This is a genomic window from Methylacidimicrobium sp. AP8, from assembly GCF_903064525.1.
Lineage (GTDB): Bacteria > Verrucomicrobiota > Verrucomicrobiia > Methylacidiphilales > Methylacidiphilaceae > Methylacidimicrobium.
The window spans coordinates 952708-976037 of record NZ_LR797830.1 but is presented as its reverse complement, the minus strand read 5'-3'; the positions used below and the strand labels follow the sequence as shown (position 1 = coordinate 976037).

The following is a 23330-nucleotide window of genomic DNA, read 5'->3' as shown; positions in this document are numbered from 1 at the left end:
ATTCCGTGTCGAAGAAATCCAATCCGATCGCTTCGTACCAGGCCTTGGTGCCGACACAGAAGCGGCAGACCGAAAGCATGACCGGCACCTCGACCAGAACCCCGACCACCGTCGCCAGCGCCGCGGGGGAGGTCGGGCCGAAGAGCGTGATCGCGACCGCCACCGCAAGCTCGAAGAAGTTGCTCGCCCCGATCAATGCTCCGGGAGAAGCGACGGGGTGCGGCACCCGGAACCAGCGCATGAGCAGGTAGGTGAGGCCCGCGTTGGCATAAACCTGGATCAGGATCGGAATGGCCAGCAACCCGACCGCAATCCCGTTCGCCAGAATGTTCTCCGCCTGGAAGGCGAAGATCATCACCAGCGTTGCCAGGAGGGCGAGAGTCGTCACCGGCTGGAAGGGCGGAAGGAACGCACCTTCGAACCAGGCTAGCGGCCATTTCTCACAAATTTCGTAGCCGAGGCGCCGCAAATGGGCTTGGGTGCGAGGCGGGCGCAGGTTTTCCACCGGAGCTGTATGAAGACATACTGCGAGGATGGAAAACCAAGCCCAACGAAGCAGACGAGCCCGTTTTGCAAGCCGTAGGAGAAAGCTTGTGAGAAATGGCCGCTAGGCCCTTGAGTCGGATGACGAGGCTGCGGGTCACCCAGCCCGCCGCCAGCGGAATCACGATGAAGGCGACGACAGAGGTGAGCAGCACCTCCTTGGGGACCACGATCCCGCTCACCCCGACAAGCAGCATGACGATGGGGGCGAAGGCGAAGGTCATGATGAGGTCGTTGACGGCCACCTGCGCCAACGTGTACGCCGCATCCCCTTCGACCAGATAGCTCCAGACAAAGACCATCGCCGTGCAAGGAGCCGCCGCCAGGATGATCAAGCCGGCTAGATAATTGTGGGCGGTGGCCGGGTCGATCCAGTGGAACGCCGAGGAAAAGAGCCCGACGACGAGGAGCGATCCGATCAGAGCCATGCTGAAGGGCTTGACCAGCCAGTTGACAAAGAGGGTGATCGCCAGCCCCTTCGGCCGCCGGGCGACCCCGCGCAGGCCGCCGAAGTCGATCTTGAGCATCATCGGGAAGATCATGAGCCAGATCAGAACCGCGATCGGGATGTTGATGTGGCTCCCTCCCCATTCCATGCCGCTTAGCAGCCTGTCGGACTTTCCTTTTCCTTCTGGAATATGGTAAAAGAGGGCATGGCTGAGCGATTTGTGACGGTGGATCGGATGACGCCGATGCTTTTGCCCGAGGACCTGCGAGATTGGGTGGAGGAGGACGACTTGGTGCATTTTGTCATCGAGGCGGTGGAGAGGATGGATCTGCGGGGCTTTCGGGTGAACGTATGCGGGACTGGGGACGCACAGTATCCGCCGTCGATGATGCTCTCGCTTTTGATTTATTGCTACGCCAACGGAATCTTTTCGAGTCGGAGGATTGAGGCAGCGACGCGGCGGGACGTGGCGGTGCGTTATCTTTGTGCGAAGACCCATCCGGATCACGACACGATCTGCCGGTTTCGGCGGGAGAACTTTGCTGCGGTGGCGGACTGCTTTTTGAAGGTCTTGGAGTTGGCCCGGGAGATGAAGCTTTTGAAGGTCGGGGTGGTGAGTGTCGACGGGACCAAGATTCGGGCCAACGCGAGCAAGCATCGGAATGTGACCTACGAGCGGGCCGGAGAACTGGTGGAGCTTTTGCGGGCGGATGTGGCAGATCTCTTGAAGAAGGCGGAGGAAGCGGACCGGAGAGAGGAAGCGGATCCGGGCAAGCTACCTGAGGAGATTGGTCGGCGGGAGCGGCTCCAGGCAAAGCTAGAGGAAGCGCAACGCCGGCTGGAGGAACGGGCCAAGGAGCGAGCGGAGCGGGAGCGTGCGGATTACGAGCGGAAGGGAAAAGAACGGGAAGCTCGCAAGGGGAGTGCCAAAGGGCGGCATATCCACCCTCCGGAGGAGAAGCCTGGGGCGGAGGAGCAAAGCAACCTGACCGAGCCCTTGAGCCGGCAGATGCGCAAGAGCGGGAAGCGAAGCCTTCGCACGGAGCTATTAATGCGCAAGCGGCCGTAGATGCGGAAGGGAGTGCCTTGGTGCTTTCTTTCGGCTCGGGTGAGTGTGTGCGCCAACGATGCCGGCGAGTGGGAAGCCGACCTGCGGGCCATTCCTACGGAAGCCGGTCGGGTCCGTGCGGTGCTGGTAGACACGGGGTATGCCAATGGCGAACAGGTCGAGGCTCTGCAGGCGGAGGGAATCGAAGTCTACTGTCCGATGAGGGCTGAAGCTCGGGAATGCCGCCGGCGATACGAGTTCCGGCCCACCGATCGTCGACGGGAGAAGCCCGTGGAATATACCGCCCCGTGGAGACGCAAGATGGTTGAGAAGCTCGCCAGTCCGGAAGGCCGCCGCCTCTATGCTCGACGCAAGCAGACGGTCGAACCGGTCTTCGGCATCATCAAATCGGTAATGGGCTTCCGAGCATTTCGGCTCCGCGGGCAAGCCAAAGTCCAGGGCGAATGGTCGTTGGTCTGCTTGGCGTACAACTTCAAGCGACTTTGGAAGCTTGGGGGAGCCCGCAAGCCCGGTTCCCTTCCGATTGGATCCCTATGGTCGCTCTCCGCCGGAAAAACGGTCGTCGCATTGTCTTGGTTTTTAGGATTCCCGAGACAATCGCTCCCCATGCCGCATCGGACCGTCGCCGCATCGTGGCAAACTCTCGTACTAAGGCCGACAGGCTGTTAGGCGGTGGGCGGCCGCGGGAGATGCCCTGCCGAGAGCTACGCCGAGCACCATGCACGCCGCAACCCACAGGCTGAGATAGCGCTCGAAGAAGGCAACCCGCTTGCTTGACTGTGCATTCATAAGCGATTATAAAGCAATAGGAAGCCAATTAGCATCCATATTGATATTTTTACAATACTAAAACCATGAGAACGCGTCAAGCCGTCGAAGTCCTCGCCGCGCTGGGACAGGAGACCCGGCTCGACGTCTTTCGGCTGATGGTTCAGGCCGGACCCGGGGGGATGCCGGCCGGGGAGATCGCGGCGCGGCTCAAGGTCCCGTTAGCCACCCTCTCCTTCCATCTGCAGCAGCTGAAGCACGCCCGCTTGGCGCGCTCGCAAAGGCAGGGGAAGCTCGTCCTCTATTCGGTCAACTTCGCGACGGTCAATCGGCTGATCGGCTATCTCCTCCACGACTGCTGCGGCCGGCCGGGCCTCGCACGGGACATCTGCGGGGAGGCCGCGGTCCGGCCGCCGGGCAGCGAGCAGGAACCGGCCGGGGAAGCCCCGTCCAGCGGGGACCGCTAGGGAGCAAAAGAAGCCTGCTGGGAGAGAGCCTCGGAAAGCCGCTGCAGGTACTCGTCGCGGCTGATGTCGATCGCCCCCATCTGGCGCGTCGTCGGGGTGGCCACTTGGGTGTCGAAGAGCCGGAAGCCGCGCTCGATCAGGCGGTTCACCGTGAAGACAAGGGCCGCCTTCGAGGCATCCGAGACCAGATGAAACATCGATTCGCCGGCAAAGAACCCCCCGATCGCCACTCCGTAAAGCCCTCCGACAAGCTCGCCGTCCTTCCAGACCTCGACGCTGTGGGCGTATCCCTGCCGGTGCAGCTCGCAGTAAGCCTTGATAAACCGCGGGCTAATCCATGTGTGCTCCCGTCCGGGCGCCGGGCGGGCGCAGCCGCGGATGACTTCCGGAAAGGCCTGGTTGACCGTGAACGCGAATTTCCCTTGCCGCAGCTTCTGCGCCAAGCGCCGGGGGACATGAAAGCGATCCAGCTCAAAGATGGCCCGCGGATCGGGCGACCACCAAGTCAGCGGCCGATCGGTCCAGGGAAAGATGCCCGACCGGTAGCCCGCGAGAAGCCGGCCCACCGACAGATCCCCTCCGACCGCCACCAAGCCGTCGGGATCGGCGCGGGATACATCCGGAAAATGAATGCGGAAGAGGTTCAGAATGATCGCTGCCACGGCGTTATTTTAAAAAAAAGTTCCCGCTCCAAAACAACTCTTAATTTCATCACTATCCAAGCTCACCACCGGCGAGAAGAGCCCGCCGGAGCGCATCGAGCGCCGCTTGCGAAGCCAGCCGCTTCACCATGCTCCGATCCCCAGGAAAGATTTTCCGGAAGGAAACGACCTTTCCCTTGGCCGCCAACCCGAACCAGACTAGGCCGACCGGCTTTTCGGGGGTTCCCCCCGTCGGCCCGGCGATCCCGGTCACCGAAACCGCCAAGTCGGCCCCGCTCCGCCGCAGCGCACCAGCCGCCATCGCCTCCGCCACCTCGGAGCTCACGGCCCCGTGGGCCTCCAGCAGCTCGGGAGCCACTCCGAGCTGCTCCACTTTCGCCGCGTTCGCATAAGCGATCCAGCCGAAAGTAAACGCTGCGGAGCTTCCCGGCACATCCGTCAGTCGGTGAGCGACCAGCCCCCCCGTGCAGGATTCCGCAGTGGCGATGGTCCGGCCGGCACGCGTCGCCAGCTCGATGACCGCTCCCTCCAAGGTCATACCCTCCCCGCCGAAGAGAGACGATCCTAGCCGCTCTTTGACCAGCACCTCCGCGCGGTCGAGGACCGACGCCTCGGAGTGGCCAATACGAAGCTCCACCTCTCCTGCCCGCTCGCAATAGCCGATCTCCTGTATCCCCAAGGCGCGGAGATCTCTCTCCACCCGCTCCTGGACCTCCCACTCGCTCAAGCCCACGCTCCACCAGGAGCGCCAGAAAAAAGCCTGACCGTTCGCGCGGGCGCGCAGCCAAGGGACGACCGCCGAGCGCCACATCGGCACCAGCTCCCGGGGCGGTCCCGGCAGCAGGAACATCGCCAGCCTCCCTTTCTGGATGAAAAGTCCGGGCGCGGGGCCTGCGGAGTTCCAGAGGACCTGCGCCCCCTTGGGAACCATCGCCTGTCGCCGAATGGCTTCCGGCAGCGCCGCGATCCCCTTGGCGGAGCAAAAGGCCCGGATTCGCGATTCGACCGCCGGCTGGAACTCGAGCTCCCGGCCGATCGCCTCGGCCGCGGCTTCCCGCGTGTTGTCGTCGGAGGTGGCTCCCAGCCCGCCCGTCACGAGCACGACATCCGAACGGAAGAGCGCATCCTCAAGGACGCGCCGGACAACCATCCCGTCGGGCACGACTGTCTGCCGCTCCAGCCGCAGCCCCAAGGACCGAAGCTCCCTGCCCACAAAGGCCAGATGGGCCTCCGCCACCTCGCCCAACAGGAGCTCGGTTCCGGTGCTCACTAGTTCGACGGTCATCGGGTCCCAGCGTCCGCTGGCCTCTCTTGATCCCCGGACGATCAGGATTTCTTCTTCTGGTTCTTTGCCGGTGCCGCCGGAAAGGGCTGCCCCGCCGGAAAGGAGACCTTGATGCAAGTCTTCTCGCCCAAGGCGCCGCAGCAATTCTTGAACTTCTTGGTCGGATCGAGCGGGCACGGGTCGTTGCGCCCCATCTTGGGGCCGCTGCGGCTGATCGGGAGGATCGGACGATCGTGAGGCACCGCTTCCGGCTCCGGCACCGCAGCAGCCGGTTGGGATGGGGCCGCCGCGCTCCCGTCCACAAGTTCGGGCCGCGTCCGCTGCTGCGGCAGAGAAGAGAGGAAGCGTTCGAAGGCGAGCACGCTCGAGGCCGACCGGAAAAGGTTCTGTACGATCTGCCGCTTGATCCTGCTCATCAGGTCTTGAAAGAGGGCGTAGGCCTCCTGCTTGTACTCGATCAGCGGATCCTTCTGGCCGTAAGCGCGCAGCCCGATCCCGCTCCGCAGTCCGTCCATCGCGTATAGATGCTCCTGCCAGAGCCGATCGATGGCGGACAAGGCCGTGATCCGCTCGAGCTCTTGGAGCGAAGCGGGATCTTCGTACTTGATCTTCAGCTCGTAGGCCTGCTGGACCCGCTCGAGGATCTTCTGCGCGGCGGTTTCCGGATCGCCGTCGCCCAAATCCTCCCTGCGCATCCCCACCGGGAAGGTGGCATTCGTCCATCCGAGCAGCCCTTCCAAGTCCGCGGCGCTTCCGCCCAATCGGGCCTGAGCTTCTTCCCGCACGACCTCGGCGAGAACATCGAAAAGCTCCTTCCGCGGCTCCTCGGATTCCAGTATCTGGTCGCGGAAGCTGTAGATCACCTCCCGCTGGAGGTTCATCACGTCATCATACTGCAGGGTATGCTTTCGGATGCTGTAGTTGCGCTGCTCGACCCGCTTCTGCGCGGTGGCGACCGCCTTCGTAAGCCAAGGATGCTCAAGCTCCTCGTCCTCCTTCATCCCGAGGCGGGTCAACAGACCGGCGATCCGGCGGGAATCGCCGAAGTTGCGCATCAGATCGTCCTCCAAGGAAATGAAGAACTTCGAGCTGCCGGGATCTCCCTGGCGGGCGCAGCGCCCCCGGAGCTGGAGATCGATCCGCCGCGCCTCATGGCGCTCCGTCCCGAGGACGAAGAGCCCGCCCAGCTCGCTGACCCCTTCTCCCAGCTTGATGTCCGTGCCGCGCCCCGCCATGTTCGTGGCGATCGTCACCATTCCCCGCTGGCCCGCCCGCGCGATGATCTCGGCCTCTTGCTGGTGGTACTTCGCGTTGAGCACGTTGTGGGGAATCCCTTCCCTCTTGAGCATCCGGCTCAGGAGCTCGGAAGATTCGACGGAGATCGTGCCCACCAGGACCGGCTCGCCTTTCGCATGGAGCTCCCGGATCTTGTCGACGATCGCCCGGTATTTGGCCCGTCTTGTCTTGAAGATGCTGTCGTCGAGGTCCTTCCGGATGCACGGACGATTGGTCGGGATCGTCACGACGTCGAGCTTATAGATGTCATGGAGCTCGTTGGCCTCGGTGGCCGCCGTGCCGGTCATTCCGGCGAGCTTGGCATACAGCCGGAAATAGTTCTGGATGGTGATCGTCGCGAGGGTCTGCGTCTCCCGATCGACATGTACCCCCTCTTTTGCCTCGATCGCCTGGTGGAGGCCGTCGCTCCACCGGCGGCCCGGCATGAGCCTACCGGTGTACTCGTCGACGATGATCACCTTGTTGTCCTGCACGACGTAGTGGACATCCTTTTCATAGAGGCAGAATGCGCGCAGAAGCTGCGCGATCGTGTGGATGCGCTCGCTGGCCTCCTCGTACCGCTTCTGGGCCTCTTGACGCTTCTTCTCCTTCTCCTCGTCGCTCAGCGCCGTATCCTTCCCGATCGCGTCGAAGAGCGTGGCCAGGTCCGGCGGAGCGAAGTAATCGGGGTCGTCCGGGCTCAGGAACTTGCGCCCGCGCTCGCTCAAGTCGGCCTCGTGGTTTCTTTCGTCAATCGCAAAAAGGAGCTCTTCCTTGATCTGGTAGAGTTCGATCCGCCGCGAGTCCTGATAGAGGGCCAGTTCCGCATCTTCCATCATCCGGCGGGCTTCCCCGTCCTCCAGGATCTTGAGCAGCTGCTTGTTGCGCGGCATCCCGAGCTTGATCTTGAAGAGGATCCGACCCGTCTCCTCCCGAGGGCGCCCTTCGGACAAGGCTTTCTGCGCTTCCTCGGCAAGCCGCGCGCACTCGATCATCTGCTGCTGCACCAGACGGGCGACCGCGCCCCGGTAGCGCTCGTACTCCCCGGTCGAGGCGACCGTAGCCGGGCCCGAGATGATCAGAGGGGTCCGTGCCTCGTCGATCAGGATGCTGTCGACCTCGTCGATGATCGCGTAGGCATGGCCCCGCTGGACCTTCTCCTCCCGGCTCGTTACGATGCTGTTGTCGCGCAGGTAGTCGAAGCCGAACTCGCTGTTGGTCCCGTAGACGATGTCGCATGCGTACTGGCGTCTGCGCTCCTCAAAGGATTGTCCCTGCTGCAGGCAGCCCACCGTAAGCCCGAGGAACCGGTAGATCTCGCCCATCCACTCGCTGTCGCGCGCAGCCAGATAATCGTTGACCGTCACGACGTGCACCCCTTTTCCCGTCAACGCATTCAGGTAGACCGGCAGGGTCGCGACTAGGGTCTTCCCCTCGCCGGTCGCCATCTCCGCGATCTTTCCCTGGTGGAGGACAATGCCTCCGACCAGCTGGACGTCGAAGGGGATCATCTCCCAGCGGATCGCGTGGCCCCGCACCTCGACCACCTTCCCGGCCTCGGTAAACCGGCGGCAGACGTTCTTGACGACCGCAAAGGCCTCGGGCAGCAGGTCATCGAGGGTTTCTCCCGCCGCAAGCCGCTTCCGGAACTCGACCGTCTTCTGTTGGATCTCTTCGTCGGAAAGAGCCCGCAGCCGCTCTTCAATCCGGTTGATTTCCGCCACCAGCGGCCAGATCCGCGCCAGCTCCCTCCGGTTCTTGGAACCGAAGAGCATCTCCAGGGTCTTCTTCAACATTAGAAAGACTCTATGCAAATGCGGAGGCGCGCACAAGGGGCGAGCATCCCGCCCCCCTCCTTTCCGCCACCTCGCCACCGACCGCCTGCCATGCGCACTCCGCGCTAACGGGCGACGACCTCCACCGTCTGCGTCCGCTGAAAAAGGATCGGCCCCCGCTGCTCCACGATCGTGATCGTCAGCGGGACCCGGGCTCCCGGACCGATCTTCGCCAGCTCGGGCGGAAGATCCCCAAGATCCGACACCTGAATGTTCCCGATGGCCACAAGGATCATCCCCGCCTGGATCCCGGCGGCGGCGGCCGGGCTTCCTCTCTCCACCGATCCGATCAAGAGGCCGCTTCCCGGCGCGACCCGGAAGGAGGCGGCCAGCTCCTCGGTCAGCTCCTGGGCGACGATGCCGAACCGCTTCGCCAGAAAACGGTCGAGGGTGGCGACCGGAGCCTTCCGGCCGCCCAGGGCCGCTTCCCTCGCCTTCCGGTACCAGGCGAGCACCCGCTCCCCGGGAATGGCAAAGCCGATCCCCTCGATCGCCTCCCCGCTGAACTTGGCCGAGCTCAACCCGACGAAGGCGCCCGTCAGGTCGACGAGCGGCCCGCCGCTGTTGCCCGGATTGATCGCGGCGTCGGTCTGGAGCAGTCCACCGATCTGCCCCTCCTCCGTTTGGATCGCCCTGTCCTTGGCGCTCAGGATCCCCTTGGAGACGCTGTTCTGATAGCCGACCGGGTTTCCGAGCACGATCACCGTCTGGCCCAAAAGGTTGGGAGAAAGCCTTTGGATGTCGTAAGCAGGGAGAGCCTTATGCGCATGGACCTTGAGAAGCGCCAGATCCTGAGCCGGGTCCTCGAACAGAACATCTGCCTGGTAGCCGCTTCCTTGCGAGAGGCTTACCTTGACCGCACGATTGACCGCCCGCTCGACGACGTGGGCGCAGGTAAGGACGAATCCCTCGGGTGCGACGACGACGCCCGAACCGAGGCTCCGCACCCGCTCCGAGAAGATATAGTAGCGGCCGAAGAAGAGCTCGAACGGATCCCGCACCTGCCGGCGCACGACCCGCTCGGCGTTGATGTTCGCCACGGCCGGGAGGACTCGCTGGACGACCTGGACGGCCGGCTCGTCGGCCGGAGCCTCGGCCCGGCCGGGCGCCGGGCCGAGCAGCCAAAGAAGGGCGAGTCCGGCGCAGCCCTTCGCTCTCCATCGTCGTCTCATCGGTCTGGTCTTCTCTCCGTTTTCCGCGGCAAAACGCACTTCCCTTCCCTCCCGGTTCCGCTTTCCGTTCTAGAACCGAGAGGCGCGGCGCAGGTCGGGGGCGAGGCGTTCGGCCGCCCGGAGCTTCTCCGCCGCCATACCGCGATCGAGCAGATCCTCAACCGCATCGAGCGCTTCGGCGAACGAACCGGGATACCCGCCGGCGATCAGCCCCACCGCGGCATTCGCCACGAGAAGCCCCCGGACGAGCCCCTTCTCCCGACCCTCGAACACCGCCCGGAGCCGGGCCGCGCTCTCCCGCGCGGACCCGACCAGCGCTTCCTCCAACCTGGAGCCCGCATAGCCCCGACGGCGGGCGAAGACGGTCAACGCCTCCCGGACCCCTTGGAGGGCAAGACCCCGGACCTCCGCCTCGCCGTCGATGCCGAGCTCTCCGAGAGCCCGCCCCTGCGCATCGGTCCCGAAGACCACAGCGGTCCTCCGGCAACCGCCCAGCCGGAGCGCTTCCTCGATAAGGGCCAGGTGTGCGCGGGAAAAGACCCCGACCACCTGCGCCGAAGGGCGGGCCGGATTGAGGAGCGGCCCCAGCAGGTGAAAGATCGTCTTCCGGCCCCGGGCGGCGAGCTTCTTCCGCAGGGGACCCAGCGTCCGGAACGCCGGATGGTAGTCAGGGGCATGGAGATAGGTCATCCCGAGCTCCCGCAGGCTGCGCTCCGCCGCTTCCGGCGAGAGTTCGATCGGGATGCCCATCGCCTCCAGGACGTCCGCGCTCCCCGAAACCTTGCTTATCCCGCGGTTGCCGTGCTTGACGACCGGAATGCCTGCGGCCGCCAGCACGAACATGGTTCCGGTCGAGACGTTGCAGAGGTTCAGCCCTCCTCCGCCAGTGCCGCAGCAGTCCAAGAGCGGCTTGCCTTCCCAATGGCCGGAAAATCCCAGGGGGACCGCCCGCGCCCGAAAGGCTGCGGCGAAAAACGCCGCCTCCCGGCCCGTCGCCCCGCGTTCCTCCAGATCGGTCAGGAACGCGATCTTCTCCTCCTCTGGGATCTCCGCGTCGAGCAGGAGCGCAACCGCCCTCTCGACCTCCTCCCGTCCGAGCCGCCGGCCGCATAGGTCCCTCAGCTCCGAAGGCTTCATGATCCGCCCGGGCCCCCCCCCAGCGGGCGGCCGCTCTCCGCCATGGCTCGAAAGACCGAGAACCAGCCGAGCCCGTCATTGGGGCCGGGGGCCGCCTCCGGATGATACTGGACCGAAAAGATCGGCAGCTCTTCGTGGGCCATCGCTTCGCAAGTCCCGTCGTTGAGGCTCACCTCCCGGACGCGCACGTTCGGAGGCAGCGACTCGGGATCGACTGCGTAGCCATGATTCTGCGAAGTGATTCTCACCTTTTTTGTCTCGAGATCGGCTACGGGATGGTTGGCGCCGCGGTGGCCGAACTTCAGCTTAAAGGTCCTTCCGCCCAGCGCGAAGGCAAGGAGCTGGTGCCCGAGGCAGATCCCGAAGATCGGCTTCTTGCCGAGCAGCGCCTGCACCGTCCGGTGGAGCGCGGGAAGGCCCGCAGGATCCCCGGGGCCGTTGGACAGAAAGACTGCGTCAAACCCACCCGCCAGGATCTCCTCGGGAGAGGTCCCCGCCGGCACGACCCGCACCGTGAAGCCCGCCCACCGCAGCAGCCGCAGCGTCGCGTACTTGATCCCGAAGTCGAAGGCCGCCAGCCGGAGCGGGGCCTTGGCCGCCGCTCCTCCTCTCGCTCCCTCCCCGTCCTCCGGGAAGTCCTGCGCCGCCGGGTGGTCCTCCCAAGCATAGGGCTCGGCGCAGGTCACCTCCCGCACAAAATCGCGCTCCCCGTAGCTCCACTCGCGGGCCATCGCCGCCGCTTCGGCCACCTCGATCGGCTCGGTCGAGAGCACCCCCCGGCAGACCCCCTGCTGCCGCAGCCGGAGGGTCAAGCGCCGCGTATCGATCCGATCGGCGGCGACCACCCCTGCCGCGGCCAGATACTCCCGAAGGGTTCCGGTCGCGCGCCAGCTGCTCGCCCGCTCGGACAGCTCCCGCATCAAAAAGCCGGCGACCTGCACCTTCGGCGACTGATCGTCCGAAGGATTGACCCCGTAGTTGCCGATTTCGGGGAAGGTCATGGCCACCAGCTGTCCTCGGTAGGAGGGATCGGTGAGCACCTCCTGATATCCGGTCATCGCGGTGTTGAAGCAGACTTCCCCACGGCGGTCCCTCTCCCCCACCGCCCGTCCCCGAAAAACCTCCCCGTCCTCCAGGACGAGCACGGCTTCCTTCTCCCTCACAGCCGCCATACGATCTTCCCTTCCACCATCGTGAGCACCGCCCTCCCCTGCAGCTCCCGCCCAGAGAACGGCGTGTTCCGGCCCCGGGATTGGAATGCCTGCGGATCCACCATCCACCGGAGATGGGGATCGATGACCACGATGTCCGCCGGGGCTCCGATGGCCAGCGTTCCTCCCGGAAGCCCGAGAAGGCGGGCGGGGATCGTGCTCAGCCGGGCGATCAGCCCCGGCCAATCAAGCAGCTTGGTCTTGACCAGGGTCTCCGCCGCCACCCCGAGCATCGTTTCGAGACCCACAACGCCGAATGGCGCCCGATCGAACTCGACCTCCTTCTCGAAAGAAGCGTGCGGGGCGTGGTCGCTGGCGATCACGTCGATCGTCCCCTCGACGATCCCCTCCAGCAAGGCTTCCCGGTCGGCCTCCGAGCCGAGCGGGGGATTCATCTTGAAATGGGTGTCGTAGCGCGCGAGCTCTGCGTCGGTCAAGGCTAGGTGGTGCGGGGTCACTTCGGCCGAAACGGGCACCCCGCGCCGCTTGGCTTCCCGGATGAGCCGGACCGAGCCCGCACTCGAAAGATGCTGGCAGTGGAGCTTGGCGCCGGTCTGCTCCGCCAGGAGGAGATCCCGGCTCACGATGAGCTCCTCGGCCAGGCCGGGCCACCCGCGGAGGCCCAGGACCGCGCTCCAGTAGCCTTCGCGCATCACCCCTCCGGCCGAAACGCTCGTCTCCTCGCAGTGCTCCAGGATCGGAAGGCCGAGCATGGCGGCATACTCCATCACCCGGCGCATGAGGCCCGCGTTCTGGATGCAGCTCCCGTCATCGGTCACCGCGACGGCCCCGGCGGCGCGCAGAGCGCCCAAGGCAGCGAGCTTCTCCCCTTTCCGCCCCACGGAAAGACAGCCGGTCGGGTAGACGCGCACGACCCCCTGCTCCCGCGCCCGCTCCCGAATCCAGCCGATCGTATTCGGTTGGTCGGCGGGCGGCTGGGTATTGGGCATCGCCACGACGGCCGTGAACCCGCCCGCAGCGGCGGCGCGCGTTCCCGAGGCGATCGTCTCCTTGTGCGGCTCTCCCGGCTCGCGGAGATGGACATGGATGTCGATGAGGCCCGGAGCGACGATGTGGCCCGAGACGTCGATCGGCTCCCATCGCGTCTCCGCAGGAAGGGAAGCGGGATCGACCAGGCGGCCCCCGGCCACGAAAAGGTCGCCGACCTCGTCGAGGCCCCGGCTCGGATCGAGGATGCGTCCGCCCGAAAGACGGTAGAAGCCGCTCACCTCCCCCCCTTTTCCCGCCGGTGAAACCGGGCCAACTCCGAAAAGACGGCCATCCGGACGGCCACCCCGCTGGCCACCTGGTCGAGGATCACCGAGCTCGGACCGTCGGCAAGCTCGCTCTCGATCTCCACCCCCCGCTCGACCGGCCCCGGATGCATCAGCAGCACCTCCGGGGGACAGCGGCGCAGACGGGCGGCGTTGAGGCCGTAGAGGGAAGCATACTCTTCGAGGGAAGGGAAAGTCCCTTCCCGCTGTCGCTCGTGCTGGATGCGCAGCAGGATCACCACCTGCGCCCAGGGGAGGACCGGGTCGAGCTCGCTGCTCACCCGCACCCCGAAGCGGCTGAAGACCTCCGGGAGCAGGGTCCGGGGACCGACGAGTGTCACCTCGGCGCCGAGCTTGCGCAAGCCCCAGAGATCCGAACGGGCCACCCGGCTGTGGAGAATATCCCCCACGATCGCGACGCGAATCCCTTCGACCCTCCCGAGGCGGCGCCGGATCGTGAGAAGGTCCAAGAGCCCCTGCGTGGGATGCTCATGCGCGCCGTCGCCCGCGTTGATCACCGAGGAGCGCACCCGGTCGGCCAGAAAGTGCGGCGCCCCTGCGGCCGAATGGCGGAGTACCAGGAAATCGGCCCCCATCGCCTCCAGGTTGCGAGCGGTGTCCTTGAGGCTCTCCCCCTTCCGGATCGAGCTCGACTCCTGGTCGATCTCCAGAACGCTCGCCCCGAGCCGCTTGGCCGCCAGCTCGAAGGAGACCCGCGTCCGCGTGCTCGGCTCGATGAACAGATTGACGACGGTCAGCCCGTGCAGAGAAGGAAGCTCTGCTCCGGCCTCCAAGCACTTCGCGATCCTCTCGGCCGCATCGAGCAGGAGGAGGATCTCCTCCTTCTCAAGATCCCGCAGTCCGAGGAGATGGCGGCGCAGCCAACCTCCCGCGCGGGAAGAGGATGCAATCTCCCCGGGATTTTCCGGCGCCATGGTGGAAGGAAAATCGCAAAAGGGGGCTACCCCGTCCAGCCTCTTGCTCCGCTTTTCCTCTCCGCCCCGGCGCGCCGGCACCGCCCGCAAGGACAAGCTCCGTTTTGATTTTTCCGCAAGAACGGGTTACTTTGCGATTGCCATCCCTCCGGGACCTCGATAAAGCTCGAATGAGACCACACAGTGGCTACGATTTCCGGCTTTGCCTACGTCGTCGGCGATAACATCGACACCGATCAGATCATCCCCGCCCAGTATTTGATGTTGCTTCCGACGGTGCCCGAAGAGTACCGCAAGCTCGGCTCCCATGCGCTCTCGGGCCTCCCCGAGGAACTCTACCCGGTGCGCTTCGTCAGCCCGGGGGAAGAAACCACCCGCTATCCCATCCTGATCGCCGGCCGCAACTTCGGTTGCGGCTCTTCCCGGGAGCACGCCCCGATCGCGCTCGCCGCCGCGGGCTGCCGGATCGTGATCGCCGAAAGCTACGCCCGGATCTTCTTCCGCAATGCGGTTTCGACCGGCGCCCTCTATCCCTATGAGTGCGCCCAGCGCCTCTGCGAAACGATCCGAACCGGCGATCCCGTCCAGATCGATCTCCAGGACGAAAGTCTCCGCTCGGGCGGTGCGCTCCACCCGCTAAAACCCCTGGGAGAGGCCCGGCCCGTCATCGAGGCCGGAGGTCTTTTCCAATACGCCCGCCGAGCGGGCATGGTTCCCACCCCATAGGGACGCTTCGATCCGGGATCTCTTTCCGCTCATGAAGACCTATCGCATCGCCGTCCTCGCCGGCGACGGCATCGGGCCGGAAATCATGGCCGCTACTTTGCCGATCCTTCGGGCCGCGGCGCACAGGTTCGGCTTCCGCCTCGACTTCGAGGAAGCCCTGGTGGGGGGGGCGGCCATCGATGCCGTCGGAAAGGCCCTGCCGGAGGAGACCCTCGCGATCTGCCGCGACTCGCAAGCGATCCTCTTCGGTGCGGTCGGCGGCCCCCAATGGGAAGCCCTTCCCGCCGAAAAGCAGCCCGAGCGGGCCGCCCTTCTTCCCCTCCGGCGCACCTTCGGCCTCTACGCCAATCTCCGCCCGATCATCTGCTACCCGGAACTCCTGAGCGCCTCCCCTCTCAAGGCTGAGATCGCCCGCGGCGTCGACCTGCTCGTTGTCCGGGAGCTGACAGGCGGCCTGTATTTCGGCCAGCCCAAGGGAACCGTGATGACCGACCGGGGCGAGAAAGCCATAGACACCTTGGTCTACGAGACCGCCGAGATCGAGCGGGTGGCCCGTGTCGCTTTCTCGGCCGCGCGCTCCCGCAAAAAGTTCGTGACCCTCGTCGACAAGGCCAACGTGCTCGAATCGAGCCTGCTCTGGCGCAAGACCGTGCGCCGGATCGCCGCCGAATACCCCGACGTCCAGCTGGGCTTTCTTTACGTCGACAACGCCGCCATGCAGCTGGTGCGCAATCCGCGCCAGTTCGACGTGCTCCTCTGCGAAAACCTCTTCGGCGACATCCTAAGCGACGAGGCGGCGGCTCTTTGCGGCTCTCTGGGCATGCTCCCGAGCGCTTCCTTGGGCAAGGCCCGGTTCGGCCTCTATGAGCCTGCGGGCGGCTCGGCTCCGGACATCGCCGGCAAGGGGATCGCCAATCCGAGCGCGCAAATTCTTTGCGGGGCCCTCCTGCTCCGCTACAGCCTGGGCGAGGAAAAGGCGGCCCAGGCGATCGAAACGGCGTTCCGCGCCGCCCTGAGCGACGGCTTCCGTACGCCGGACATCGCCGACGACGGCGGGAAGACGGTGGGAACCGAAGCTTTCGCCCAAGCAATCCTCGATCGCCTCGAAAACCCCTGAGCGCCTCCGGGGACGTGGGGTTTTGCTTTCCCTGCGTGCTTTTTCGTTGTCAAAAAGAAGGATCATGAGCTCCCTCGACCTCGACGAACCTCTTCCCGTGAGCACCGAGGATCCGGTCAACGCGCGGATCCTGGCTGTCTCCGAGGACAAGCTGGCCGGATTCCACGAGGAGCCTTTTGCCGTGATCGCCCGCCTCTCCGGCCTTCCCCTCGCGACCGTCACTGCCCGGATCCGGGCGATGCTCTCCGCAGGCACAATCCGCCGAGTCCGGCAGACCCTGCTCGCCAACGATCTGGCCCCCGGCGCCCTGATCGCCTGGGAGATTCCCGAGGAGAAGCTCGGCGCGGCCTTCGACTTTCTCGTGGCGGAGGATCCCTTCAGCGGCCATGTGGTCATCCGTTCCACCGATTCCGCCTCCGCCGGCTCTTCCTTCCGCCTCTGGAGCACCCTCAAGGTTCCGCAGGGATTCTCCCTCGAAGCCCACTGCCGCTACCTCTCCGGCCAGATCGGGGCGGTTCGCCACCGGATCCTGCGCGCCAAGGGGATCTTCACCCTGGGCGTCGGTCATGTCCGCCGACGGACTCTCGAAATCGGCGCCCTCTCTCCCGCCCGGGCCCGGATGCACCCGGTCACAGTGCGAAGGCTCTCCGACGTGCAGTGGAAAGTCCTGGAAGTGCTCAAGGAAGAGCTTCGGCCCGACGAGATCCGCTTGGGCTTCTGGCAGTCCCGCACCCGATCGGCCGGCCTCGACTTCCCGGAGTTCGTCCGCGTGGCGCGAGAGCTTGAGCGGCTTGGCATTCTCGGCCGCTTCTCGACCTTCCTCGAGCATGTGAAACCGCTTTCGACGGGCGAGCGGGTCACGCGCTTCAACGGTCTGTTCCATTGGGCGGTGCCGCCGGGAAGAGTGGAGGAGGCGGGCCAGGAGATCGGCCGCTTCGAGATCCTGACGCACTGCTACTGGCGGGAGGCTGGTCCCGAGTTCGGCAACGTCAACCTGATGGCGGTCGCGCACGGCCGGGAAAAGGATCGGCTCTTGCTCCACAAGGCCGCCATCGACGACCATCTTCGGCAGATCGGGATCCCGGTCCTCTATTCGAACATTTTCTGGGGAGGACGCAGCGAAATCAAACCATCGGAAATCTTGCCGGAGGCTTATCGGAAATGGAGCCGCTCAAGGGGAATCGACTGGCGGACGATGCGCGACGGCTCCTCCTGAAACGCGTCCGGCCGGTCTCGGCTCGGCTGGCCCGCAGGCTGCGCGACCAGTGGAATGAGCTCCACCTGGATCTCGGCCCCCTCCGAAGCACCTTTCGCTCCTACTCCCCGGCCAAGCTGCGCGCCGACCTGAGCGCGGCGGTCAACGTCGCCCTCCTTTCCTTTCCCCAGGGGATGGCCTATGCCCTGATCGCGGGACTACCGGTCCAGTTCGGCATCTACGCCTGCGCGGTCGCCTCGATCGTCGGCCCCCTCTTCCAGAGCTCCCGCTATGTCGTCCTCGGGCCGACCAACGCCACGGCCGTTCTGGTCTTTAGCTTCTACCTGGGCATGCAGGGCAAGATCGACAAGCTCCATTCCCTGAGCCTGCTGCTGCTCCTGATGGGGATCGCCCTTCTGGCCGGAGCCCTCTTCCGGGCCGCGGCCCTTACCCAATACGTTTCCCGGACCGTCGTGATCGGCTACGTCACCGGGGCGGCCTTCCTGATCATCGCCAATCAGGCGCACCATATGCTCGGGATCTCGATCCCGGAAGTTTCCACCTTCTTCGACATCGTTCAGCAGACGGTCCGTCACGCCCCCCAAGCCCAATGGCCGTCCGTCGCCCTGAGCCTCCTCGCCTTTCTCGCCTGGTTGTGGGTCAAGAGGCTCTTCCCCAAGCTGCCCGCGGTGGCGGTCGCCCTCCTAGTCGTATCGGTCTTGGCCCTTCCCTTCCGCTTGCTCCACCTTCCGGTCCGCTATCTCGATCCGATCCCCTTCGGGTACTGGCCGGTTACCCTCCCCTCTTTCCGCTGGCAGTGGTTTTCCCAGCTCGCCAGCACCTCCCTGGCGCTCGCCTCCTTCGCCGCGATCGAGGGGGCGAGCATCGGCAAGTCGCTGGCCAGCCGCTCCGGGGAGCCGATCGACCTCAACCGCGAGATGTTTGCCCAGGGAGCGGCCAATGTGGCCTGCGCCTTCTTGGGCGGGATGCCGGTTTCCGGCTCGCTCACCCGTTCCGCACTCAACTGGATCAGCAGGCCCGCCACCGTCCTGAGCAACTTCTGGAGCGGACTACTGCTGGCCGCTGGCCTCCTCTTGGCGGGCCCCCTCTTCGCCTACATCCCCATGCCCGCTCTGGCGACTCTGGTCGTCCTGACCGGATTTTCCCTCATCAACTGGCGCGAGATCCGGATCGCCCTCCAATCGACGACAGCCGACGGGATCGCGTTCGGGGTGACCTTCTTAAGCGCCCTTCTCACCCCCCTCGACTTCGCGATCGGCCTCGGGATCGGCGTCTCGGTGCTCCTCTTTCTCAAGCAAGTCGGGCAGCCCACCCTCGTCGAGTACACCTACGACGCGGAAGAGGGATTACGGGAAAAAGGCCGCAGCGAGGAGAGGATCCTTCCCGAGATCTGCATCATCCACGTTGAGGGAGAGCTCTTCTTCGGCGTCGCCGATCTCTTTCGGGAGCAGATCCGCCGGATCTGTCTCGATCCCTCTCTCCGGGTAGTCATCCTCCGGATGCGCAACGCCCACCATCTCGACGCGACCTGCGCGCTGGCTATCGACGAGCTGGCCAAGATGATGCACGAGAGCGGCCGCCACCTCCTCATCAGCGGGGCGACACGGCCGATCATCCGCGTGCTCCGCAGCAGCGGGGTGATCGACACCATCGGTCGGGAAAACGTCTTCCCCCTCTTCGGCGTCCATCCCAACCTCTCCACCCGGAACGCCCTCCTCCGCGCCCAGCAGCTCCTCGGCAAAAAAGAGAGCGAAGTCCGGATCTTCTACGAAAAGGTCCAACCCAAGCCCAAGCCCGTCCGCTCCGAAGGAAGCGAATCGACGTAGGGCGGGCGATCTTCCGGACCACCAGCTTGCTCGTGCGGGCGTCGCCGCGGGAGCACGCCCCGTGCTGTAGGCTTTCCAGCCCATCGGTGCTAGCCCCCATTTCTCACCAGTACGAGCTTTCGCGCGAGAGAGGTGCCGATTGAGTCGCTTGCGAGCCGGTCCGGCCGCCAGGATCTCCTCGAGCAGAAACTCTTCGGGGCCGAAGTTCCTCGTCGACAACTCACTGCGCTTCTCCCTCGCGCGAAACCTCGCCTTGGTAAAAAATGGCCGCTATCGCCGGCGGAAAAGCCTGGAGGATGCCCCCCCGGCGAACCCCTCGCTACCCCGGCGCGGGGTGGAGCCGCGCGAAGAAACGGCGGCCGCAGCGAAGGAGGGGATGCCCGGAGAGGTTCACGTTCGCGCGGGGGTCGGTGACTCGCTGCCCATCGATAAGCACCGCCCCTTGCGCGAGGAGGCGCTTGGCTTCGGACCTGGAGGGCGCCGCTCCGATCAAAAGCAAGATTTCCACGATCGGCATCTGGTGGCCGGGCAACGCGAACTCGGGGACTTCCTCCGGGACCTCCCGCTGGGAGAAGACCCGCTCAAAGCCCTTGCGCGCACTTTGGGCCGCCTCCGTGCCGTGGAACCGGGCGACCAGCCACTCGGCGAGCGCCTTCTTTGCTTCCATCGGATGGACATCCGGGGAGAGCGGCCGACCCAAAAGGATCGGATACCAGCGGGCCATGAGGGCATCGGAGATGCGCATCGTCTTGCCGAAGATCTCCTCCGGCGGCTCGGCCACGCCGATCGCATTCCCCAGCGACTTGCTCATCTTGTTCTCGCCGTCGAGGCCTTCAAGGAGGGGAAGGGTCAGGACCACCTGAGGCGGCTGATTCATCTGCTCCTGGAGATCCCGGCCGATCAGCATGTTGAAGAGCTGATCGCTGCCGCCGATCTCTACGTCGGCGTGGACCATGACCGAATCCCATCCTTGGAGAAGGGGATAGAGCAGCTCGTGGAGCCCGATCGGCTCGCCCTTTTCCCATCTCTGCTGGAAGTCGCGGCGCTGGAGGATACGGGTGGCGGTCACACGGCGCTCGAGGAGCAGGAGATCCCGGCTCGTCATCTTCTCGAACCAGTCGGCATTCCAGACGATTTCGACCCGGTCGGGATCGAGGATTCGGAACGCCTGCTCCCGGTAGGTCGCCGCATGGCGGCGCACCTCCTCCGCGGAAAGCTCCGGCCGGACCGCTTTGCGTCCGGTCGGATCGCCGATCTGGGCGGTAAAATCGCCGATCACCAGCACCGCCAGATGCCCCAGATCCTGAAACTGGCGGAGCTTGAAGAGCGGCACCGCATGGCCCAGATGCAGATCGGGGGAGGTCGGGTCGACCCCGAACTTGACCCGCAGCGGGCGGGAGGCCGCCAGCCGCGCCCGCAGCTCCTGCGGAGAATGTACCTGCTCGGTGCCGCTCAGCAGCAGCGCCAACGCCTCCTCGACCGCCATGACGCGCGAGGCCTACCGAGGGGGCTCGGAGGTCTCCCTTCGCCCGTCCCGCCGTTCCGACTTGGCGCCGCTGACGATGATCTGCCGGCCGACAAGCTCGGCGTGATTGAGCTGCGCGAAGGCCAGCTTGGCCGCCTCCAGGTCGGCCATCTCAACGAAGCCGTAGCCCTTCGAGCGATTGGTCCTCCGGTCGCGAACGATGTCGACGTTTTTGACCGGCGCGACCTTGGAGAACAACTCGAAGAGATCGCTCTCCGCCACCTCGTAGGAGAGGTTGCCGATGTAGAGCCGAGGGGTGGAGGGTTCGACGACCGATTCGAACATCGGCTCCTCGCGCTTCGGCCCCTGGCTTGCGGCTTTTGCGGCTTTGGGCGGCCGCCCGTCCTCCCGCGGCGCGCTCGGACGGGGGGAGGCAGCCGATGCTTCCTGCCGTTTCCGAAAGAGCCCCTGGAAAAAGGCTTGCACTTTCTTCCCGAAGGAGAGCTTGCGCGGCTCCTCGGAAGGCCTGCCGCCGCGTCCTCCGCGCCTCCGCGACCGCTGGCGGCGCCGAGAATAGCGCCTGTCGTTTCGTGATGTTGAAGGATCCTGGCTCATGATGAACTATCCCTTGGCGAAGATCCCGAATTCCGCTGCCCGCTAGCGCCGGGAAGCCGAAAGGGATCTCTGGCTTATGGTTCGATTCGATTCGTGCGTCTCCTGTTCTTGGAACGGCTTCCCTCCGCGATCCGCCGCGGATAGCCGGGAAGCGGAGACAAGGCGATGCCGGAAGTCGGTCGGCGAAAGGAAGAGACCTCTCTTCCCCGGCCGCCACGCCATGGTGATCCCCTAATCGGGATGACGAGACGAACGGCCGTAAAGAAGCTCGGACCGAAGCCGAGGAATACGCCGCTTGCTTACCTATCCTCCATCGAAAGGGGGAGGTTTCCGGTCCGGCAGCGATTTCCTCTTCCACGCGCAGAATGTCTTGTCTCCGTCTCGTGATTGAGAACTCTGCTTTTAAGCATAAGCGAACGCCCCGCCCGCGCAACGAATTTTCCGAGCGGGAGGAGCGAAGATGCCTTGCGCTCAAAACAGCGGTCGATCGCCCTCTCCCTCGGGGACGGCCGCCATGCGAAACCGCGGGATGCTGACCACGATCGGCCTCCCGCTCTCATCCCGTCCGAAATAGGCTCCTTCAGCCCAGGTAGGTTGCCGGTAGAGATGATAGCTTGAATAGCGGAACTTTCCGCCGGGCCGCAGCTCCGGAAACGATCCCACAATCCCTTCGCCTTCGATCACTACCTTTTCGCCGGTTTCCTCGTCGGTGAGGACCCATTTTCTTCCCTGCAGCTGCACGGTCCGATCGCTTCCGTTGCGGATGCTGAGATAATATTGGCAGACCAGCGGCCGTTCCGGCTCTCCTTTGCCGGAGACCCGGAATCGAAGCTGCTCGATTTTCACCTCGAGCCCGGGTACAGCCTGTGGGGAGAAAGAGGTCTTCATTTCCCTTTCCGAGAGGGCGACTATCCCCTTAGACTAAATCCGCCCCCTGCCTTTGGCAAGGCCACTCGATGCCTCCTTTCCCTCCTGTCGCCCTGACGATCGCCGGCTCCGACTCGAGCGCGGGCGCGGGCATCCAAGCCGACCTTAAGGCCTTCTGCGCATTCGGCGTCTACGGTGCCACGGCGATCACCGCCATCGTCGCCGAACACCCCGGCAAGGTCGTGGCGGTCTCCGCCGTCGATCCTTCCCTGGTCGGCAGCCAGATTGATGCCGTCTTCGCGTCCCTCCCCGTTGCGGCCGTCAAGACCGGAATGCTTCCCCTCCCCGGTATCGTCCGGGCGGCGGCCGACCGCCTGCGGCAGCTCGCGTCTGGCTTACCCCTGGTTATCGATCCGGTCCTCGCCGCTTCGTGCGGCGAGCCCCTCGCCGCGCGAGAGACCCTCGCTGCCATCGCGGACTCCCTTTTCCCCATCGCCCGCCTGGTAACTCCGAATCGAACCGAAGCCGAGCGGCTGCTGGGAAGGCGGATCAGTTCCCCGGGGGAGCTGGCGGACGCGGCCCGCGAGCTAGAGGAGCGCCACGGGGTTCCCTTCCTGGTCAAAGGCGGCCACTTGAGGGGCGATCGGGCGGTCGACTTTCTTGCCGAAGGGGGAACGGTGCGCTCCTTCGAGGCTCCGCGGGTCCCCGGATCGGATCCCCACGGTACCGGCTGCGCGCTCTCCGCCGCGATCACCGCCCGCTTGGCTTGGGGAGATCCACTCCCCGCCGCCGTGGCGGCGGCCAAAGGGTGGCTCACCGCGCTGCTTCCCCACACCTCCCGATCCGGACCCTACGAATTCCTGCCACCGCCCGGTCCGAGCGGGGACACTACCAACCTTCGGTAACCAGGGTCACGACCCGCTTGGCGAAATCCTGCGCCACCCAAGGCATCACCTGCCGCTGCGCCTCCGGCGAGTTGATCTGGGTAAAGAAGAAGCTCGATCCGGACACGCCCGCGCCGTTGATCACCTTCCTCCCGAGCTTCCGATTCAAGAGCGTGACCGTTCCGATAAGGACGAAGCGGTATTCGGCGGTCGTCAGCGGATCAAGGACCTCCGGACGGATGGGCATCCGGACAAAGTCGGTGAGCGTGACATCGAGCTCCGCGTCCGCCTCCTCCGGTCCGACCGTCCGCAAGCTCCCGTCGTTGTCGAAGGCCTGGATGATCTCGTTGGTGACCATCGACTGAAGCTGAGGGATGACGGTCTTGTTCCGCACGGTCGGGACCCAAATGGTGCGCAGCCCGTGCATCTGCTTGCCCCCAACTGTTCCAAGGCGATAGCCTCCCGAGCAACCGGTGAGCAAGACCGCAAGGAGCAGGAGCAAGAGCCAACAAGGCCCCATCCTTTTCGCGTTC

General features: G+C 65.2%; 18 protein-coding genes and 2 pseudogenes. 7 read left to right on the top strand and 13 right to left on the bottom strand.

Annotated elements, in window-relative coordinates; all coding sequences use genetic code 11:
• Positions 1–31: 31 nt before the first annotated feature.
• Positions 32–1124 (bottom strand): annotated as a pseudogene (locus MTHMO_RS11215) (arsenic resistance protein); the annotation flags it as partial.
• Between the two features lie 72 nt (positions 1125–1196).
• On the opposite strand from MTHMO_RS11215, the pseudogene MTHMO_RS04395 reads away from it, so the two are divergent.
• Together MTHMO_RS04395 and MTHMO_RS04390 are read left to right on the top strand one after the other, a co-directional pair.
• Positions 1197–2561, top strand: a pseudogene (locus MTHMO_RS04395) (IS1182 family transposase); the annotation flags it as partial.
• Positions 2562–2914: 353 nt separating this feature from the next.
• Positions 2915–3295 carry a helix-turn-helix transcriptional regulator gene (locus tag MTHMO_RS04390; RefSeq protein ID WP_202213699.1) on the top strand — a complete coding sequence of 127 codons (381 nt, stop codon included), beginning with the start codon at positions 2915–2917 and terminating at the stop codon, positions 3293–3295.
• On the opposite strand, the gene aat is transcribed toward MTHMO_RS04390, so the two are convergent.
• From aat to MTHMO_RS04350, 8 genes are all read right to left on the bottom strand, one after another.
• A complete protein-coding gene (gene aat, locus MTHMO_RS04385; protein WP_202213698.1) occupies positions 3292–3957 on the bottom strand; it encodes a leucyl/phenylalanyl-tRNA--protein transferase in 666 nt (221 codons plus the stop codon). The genes MTHMO_RS04390 and aat overlap by 4 nt on opposite strands.
• 52 nt (positions 3958–4009) lie before the next feature.
• Positions 4010–5242, bottom strand: a complete 1233-nt coding sequence (locus MTHMO_RS04380) for a CinA family nicotinamide mononucleotide deamidase-related protein (RefSeq protein ID WP_202213697.1) — start codon at positions 5240–5242, stop codon at positions 4010–4012.
• 41 nt (positions 5243–5283) lie between these two features.
• Positions 5284–8313 (bottom strand): preprotein translocase subunit SecA, encoded by a 3030-nt coding sequence (secA, locus tag MTHMO_RS04375; RefSeq protein WP_202213696.1) that lies wholly within the window; start codon positions 8311–8313, stop codon positions 5284–5286.
• A 104-nt stretch (positions 8314–8417) separates the two neighbouring features.
• Positions 8418–9524 carry a S1C family serine protease gene (locus MTHMO_RS04370; RefSeq protein ID WP_202213695.1) on the bottom strand — a complete coding sequence of 369 codons (1107 nt, stop codon included), beginning with the start codon at positions 9522–9524 and terminating at the stop codon, positions 8418–8420.
• Positions 9525–9593: 69 nt separating this feature from the next.
• The gene (gene trpD, locus MTHMO_RS04365) at positions 9594–10661 is read right to left on the bottom strand and encodes an anthranilate phosphoribosyltransferase (protein WP_202213694.1); all 1068 of its coding nucleotides are present in this window, start codon (positions 10659–10661) and stop codon (positions 9594–9596) included.
• Entirely contained in the window at positions 10658–11833 is a 1176-nt protein-coding gene (gene carA / locus MTHMO_RS04360) for a glutamine-hydrolyzing carbamoyl-phosphate synthase small subunit (protein WP_202213693.1), read from the bottom strand. The genes trpD and carA overlap by 4 nt, the downstream gene beginning before the upstream one ends.
• Positions 11821–13101 (bottom strand): dihydroorotase, encoded by a 1281-nt coding sequence (locus tag MTHMO_RS04355; protein WP_202213692.1) that lies wholly within the window; start codon positions 13099–13101, stop codon positions 11821–11823. The genes carA and MTHMO_RS04355 overlap by 13 nt, the downstream gene beginning before the upstream one ends.
• A complete protein-coding gene (locus tag MTHMO_RS04350; protein WP_202214841.1) occupies positions 13098–14081 on the bottom strand; it encodes an aspartate carbamoyltransferase catalytic subunit in 984 nt (327 codons plus the stop codon). Before MTHMO_RS04350 ends, MTHMO_RS04355 begins: the two co-directional genes overlap by 4 nt.
• 183 nt (positions 14082–14264) lie before the next feature.
• On the opposite strand from MTHMO_RS04350, the gene MTHMO_RS04345 reads away from it, so the two are divergent.
• From MTHMO_RS04345 to MTHMO_RS04330, 4 genes are all read left to right on the top strand, one after another.
• Positions 14265–14807, top strand: a complete 543-nt coding sequence (locus MTHMO_RS04345) for a 3-isopropylmalate dehydratase (protein WP_202213691.1) — start codon at positions 14265–14267, stop codon at positions 14805–14807.
• 31 nt (positions 14808–14838) lie between these two features.
• On the top strand, positions 14839–15924 hold the full coding sequence (gene leuB / locus MTHMO_RS04340; RefSeq protein WP_202213690.1) for a 3-isopropylmalate dehydrogenase: 1086 nt from the start codon (positions 14839–14841) through the stop codon (positions 15922–15924).
• A gap of 64 nt (positions 15925–15988) precedes the next feature.
• Positions 15989–17140 carry an Lrp/AsnC family transcriptional regulator gene (locus tag MTHMO_RS04335; protein WP_202213689.1) on the top strand — a complete coding sequence of 384 codons (1152 nt, stop codon included), beginning with the start codon at positions 15989–15991 and terminating at the stop codon, positions 17138–17140.
• Positions 17086–18966, top strand: a complete 1881-nt coding sequence (locus MTHMO_RS04330) for a SulP family inorganic anion transporter (protein WP_202213688.1) — start codon at positions 17086–17088, stop codon at positions 18964–18966. Before MTHMO_RS04335 ends, MTHMO_RS04330 begins: the two co-directional genes overlap by 55 nt.
• Positions 18967–19285: 319 nt before the next feature.
• Here the strand turns inward: MTHMO_RS04330 and tyrS are convergent, their stop codons facing one another.
• From tyrS to MTHMO_RS04315, 3 genes are all read right to left on the bottom strand, one after another.
• Positions 19286–20452 carry a tyrosine--tRNA ligase gene (gene tyrS, locus MTHMO_RS04325; RefSeq protein WP_202213687.1) on the bottom strand — a complete coding sequence of 389 codons (1167 nt, stop codon included), beginning with the start codon at positions 20450–20452 and terminating at the stop codon, positions 19286–19288.
• A 12-nt stretch (positions 20453–20464) separates the two neighbouring features.
• A complete protein-coding gene (locus MTHMO_RS04320; RefSeq protein ID WP_202213686.1) occupies positions 20465–20776 on the bottom strand; it encodes an RNA-binding protein in 312 nt (103 codons plus the stop codon).
• 741 nt (positions 20777–21517) lie between these two features.
• Positions 21518–21934, bottom strand: a complete 417-nt coding sequence (locus MTHMO_RS04315) for an ApaG domain (RefSeq protein ID WP_202213685.1) — start codon at positions 21932–21934, stop codon at positions 21518–21520.
• Positions 21935–22002: 68 nt separating this feature from the next.
• Here MTHMO_RS04315 and thiD point away from each other — a divergent pair, with 68 nt between their 5' ends.
• Entirely contained in the window at positions 22003–22818 is an 816-nt protein-coding gene (gene thiD, locus MTHMO_RS04310; RefSeq protein WP_202213684.1) for a bifunctional hydroxymethylpyrimidine kinase/phosphomethylpyrimidine kinase, read from the top strand.
• On the opposite strand, the gene lptE is transcribed toward thiD, so the two are convergent.
• Positions 22802–23317 carry an LPS assembly lipoprotein LptE gene (lptE, locus tag MTHMO_RS04305; protein ID WP_202213683.1) on the bottom strand — a complete coding sequence of 172 codons (516 nt, stop codon included), beginning with the start codon at positions 23315–23317 and terminating at the stop codon, positions 22802–22804. The two genes, thiD and lptE, sit on opposite strands and share 17 nt — an antisense overlap.
• Positions 23318–23330 lie beyond the last annotated feature (13 nt).

What these genes read in the sequence shown, in the direction of transcription:
- lptE (WP_202213683.1), bottom strand. Translation starts at nt 23,317, where the DNA reads ATGGGGCCTTGTTGGCTCTTGCTCCTGCTCCTTGCGGTCTTGCTCACC.
- MTHMO_RS04350 (WP_202214841.1), bottom strand. Translation starts at nt 14,081, where the DNA reads ATGGCGCCGGAAAATCCCGGGGAGATTGCATCCTCTTCCCGCGCGGGA.
- MTHMO_RS04380 (WP_202213697.1), bottom strand. Translation starts at nt 5,242, where the DNA reads ATGACCGTCGAACTAGTGAGCACCGGAACCGAGCTCCTGTTGGGCGAG.
- leuB (WP_202213690.1), top strand. Translation starts at nt 14,839, where the DNA reads ATGAAGACCTATCGCATCGCCGTCCTCGCCGGCGACGGCATCGGGCCG.
- MTHMO_RS04330 (WP_202213688.1), top strand. Translation starts at nt 17,086, where the DNA reads ATGGAGCCGCTCAAGGGGAATCGACTGGCGGACGATGCGCGACGGCTC.
- carA (WP_202213693.1), bottom strand. Translation starts at nt 11,833, where the DNA reads ATGGCGGCTGTGAGGGAGAAGGAAGCCGTGCTCGTCCTGGAGGACGGG.
- trpD (WP_202213694.1), bottom strand. Translation starts at nt 10,661, where the DNA reads ATGAAGCCTTCGGAGCTGAGGGACCTATGCGGCCGGCGGCTCGGACGG.
- MTHMO_RS04335 (WP_202213689.1), top strand. Translation starts at nt 15,989, where the DNA reads ATGAGCTCCCTCGACCTCGACGAACCTCTTCCCGTGAGCACCGAGGAT.
- tyrS (WP_202213687.1), bottom strand. Translation starts at nt 20,452, where the DNA reads ATGGCGGTCGAGGAGGCGTTGGCGCTGCTGCTGAGCGGCACCGAGCAG.
- MTHMO_RS04390 (WP_202213699.1), top strand. Translation starts at nt 2,915, where the DNA reads ATGAGAACGCGTCAAGCCGTCGAAGTCCTCGCCGCGCTGGGACAGGAG.
- MTHMO_RS04320 (WP_202213686.1), bottom strand. Translation starts at nt 20,776, where the DNA reads ATGTTCGAATCGGTCGTCGAACCCTCCACCCCTCGGCTCTACATCGGC.
- secA (WP_202213696.1), bottom strand. Translation starts at nt 8,313, where the DNA reads ATGTTGAAGAAGACCCTGGAGATGCTCTTCGGTTCCAAGAACCGGAGG.
- thiD (WP_202213684.1), top strand. Translation starts at nt 22,003, where the DNA reads ATGCCTCCTTTCCCTCCTGTCGCCCTGACGATCGCCGGCTCCGACTCG.
- MTHMO_RS04315 (WP_202213685.1), bottom strand. Translation starts at nt 21,934, where the DNA reads ATGAAGACCTCTTTCTCCCCACAGGCTGTACCCGGGCTCGAGGTGAAA.
- MTHMO_RS04370 (WP_202213695.1), bottom strand. Translation starts at nt 9,524, where the DNA reads ATGAGACGACGATGGAGAGCGAAGGGCTGCGCCGGACTCGCCCTTCTT.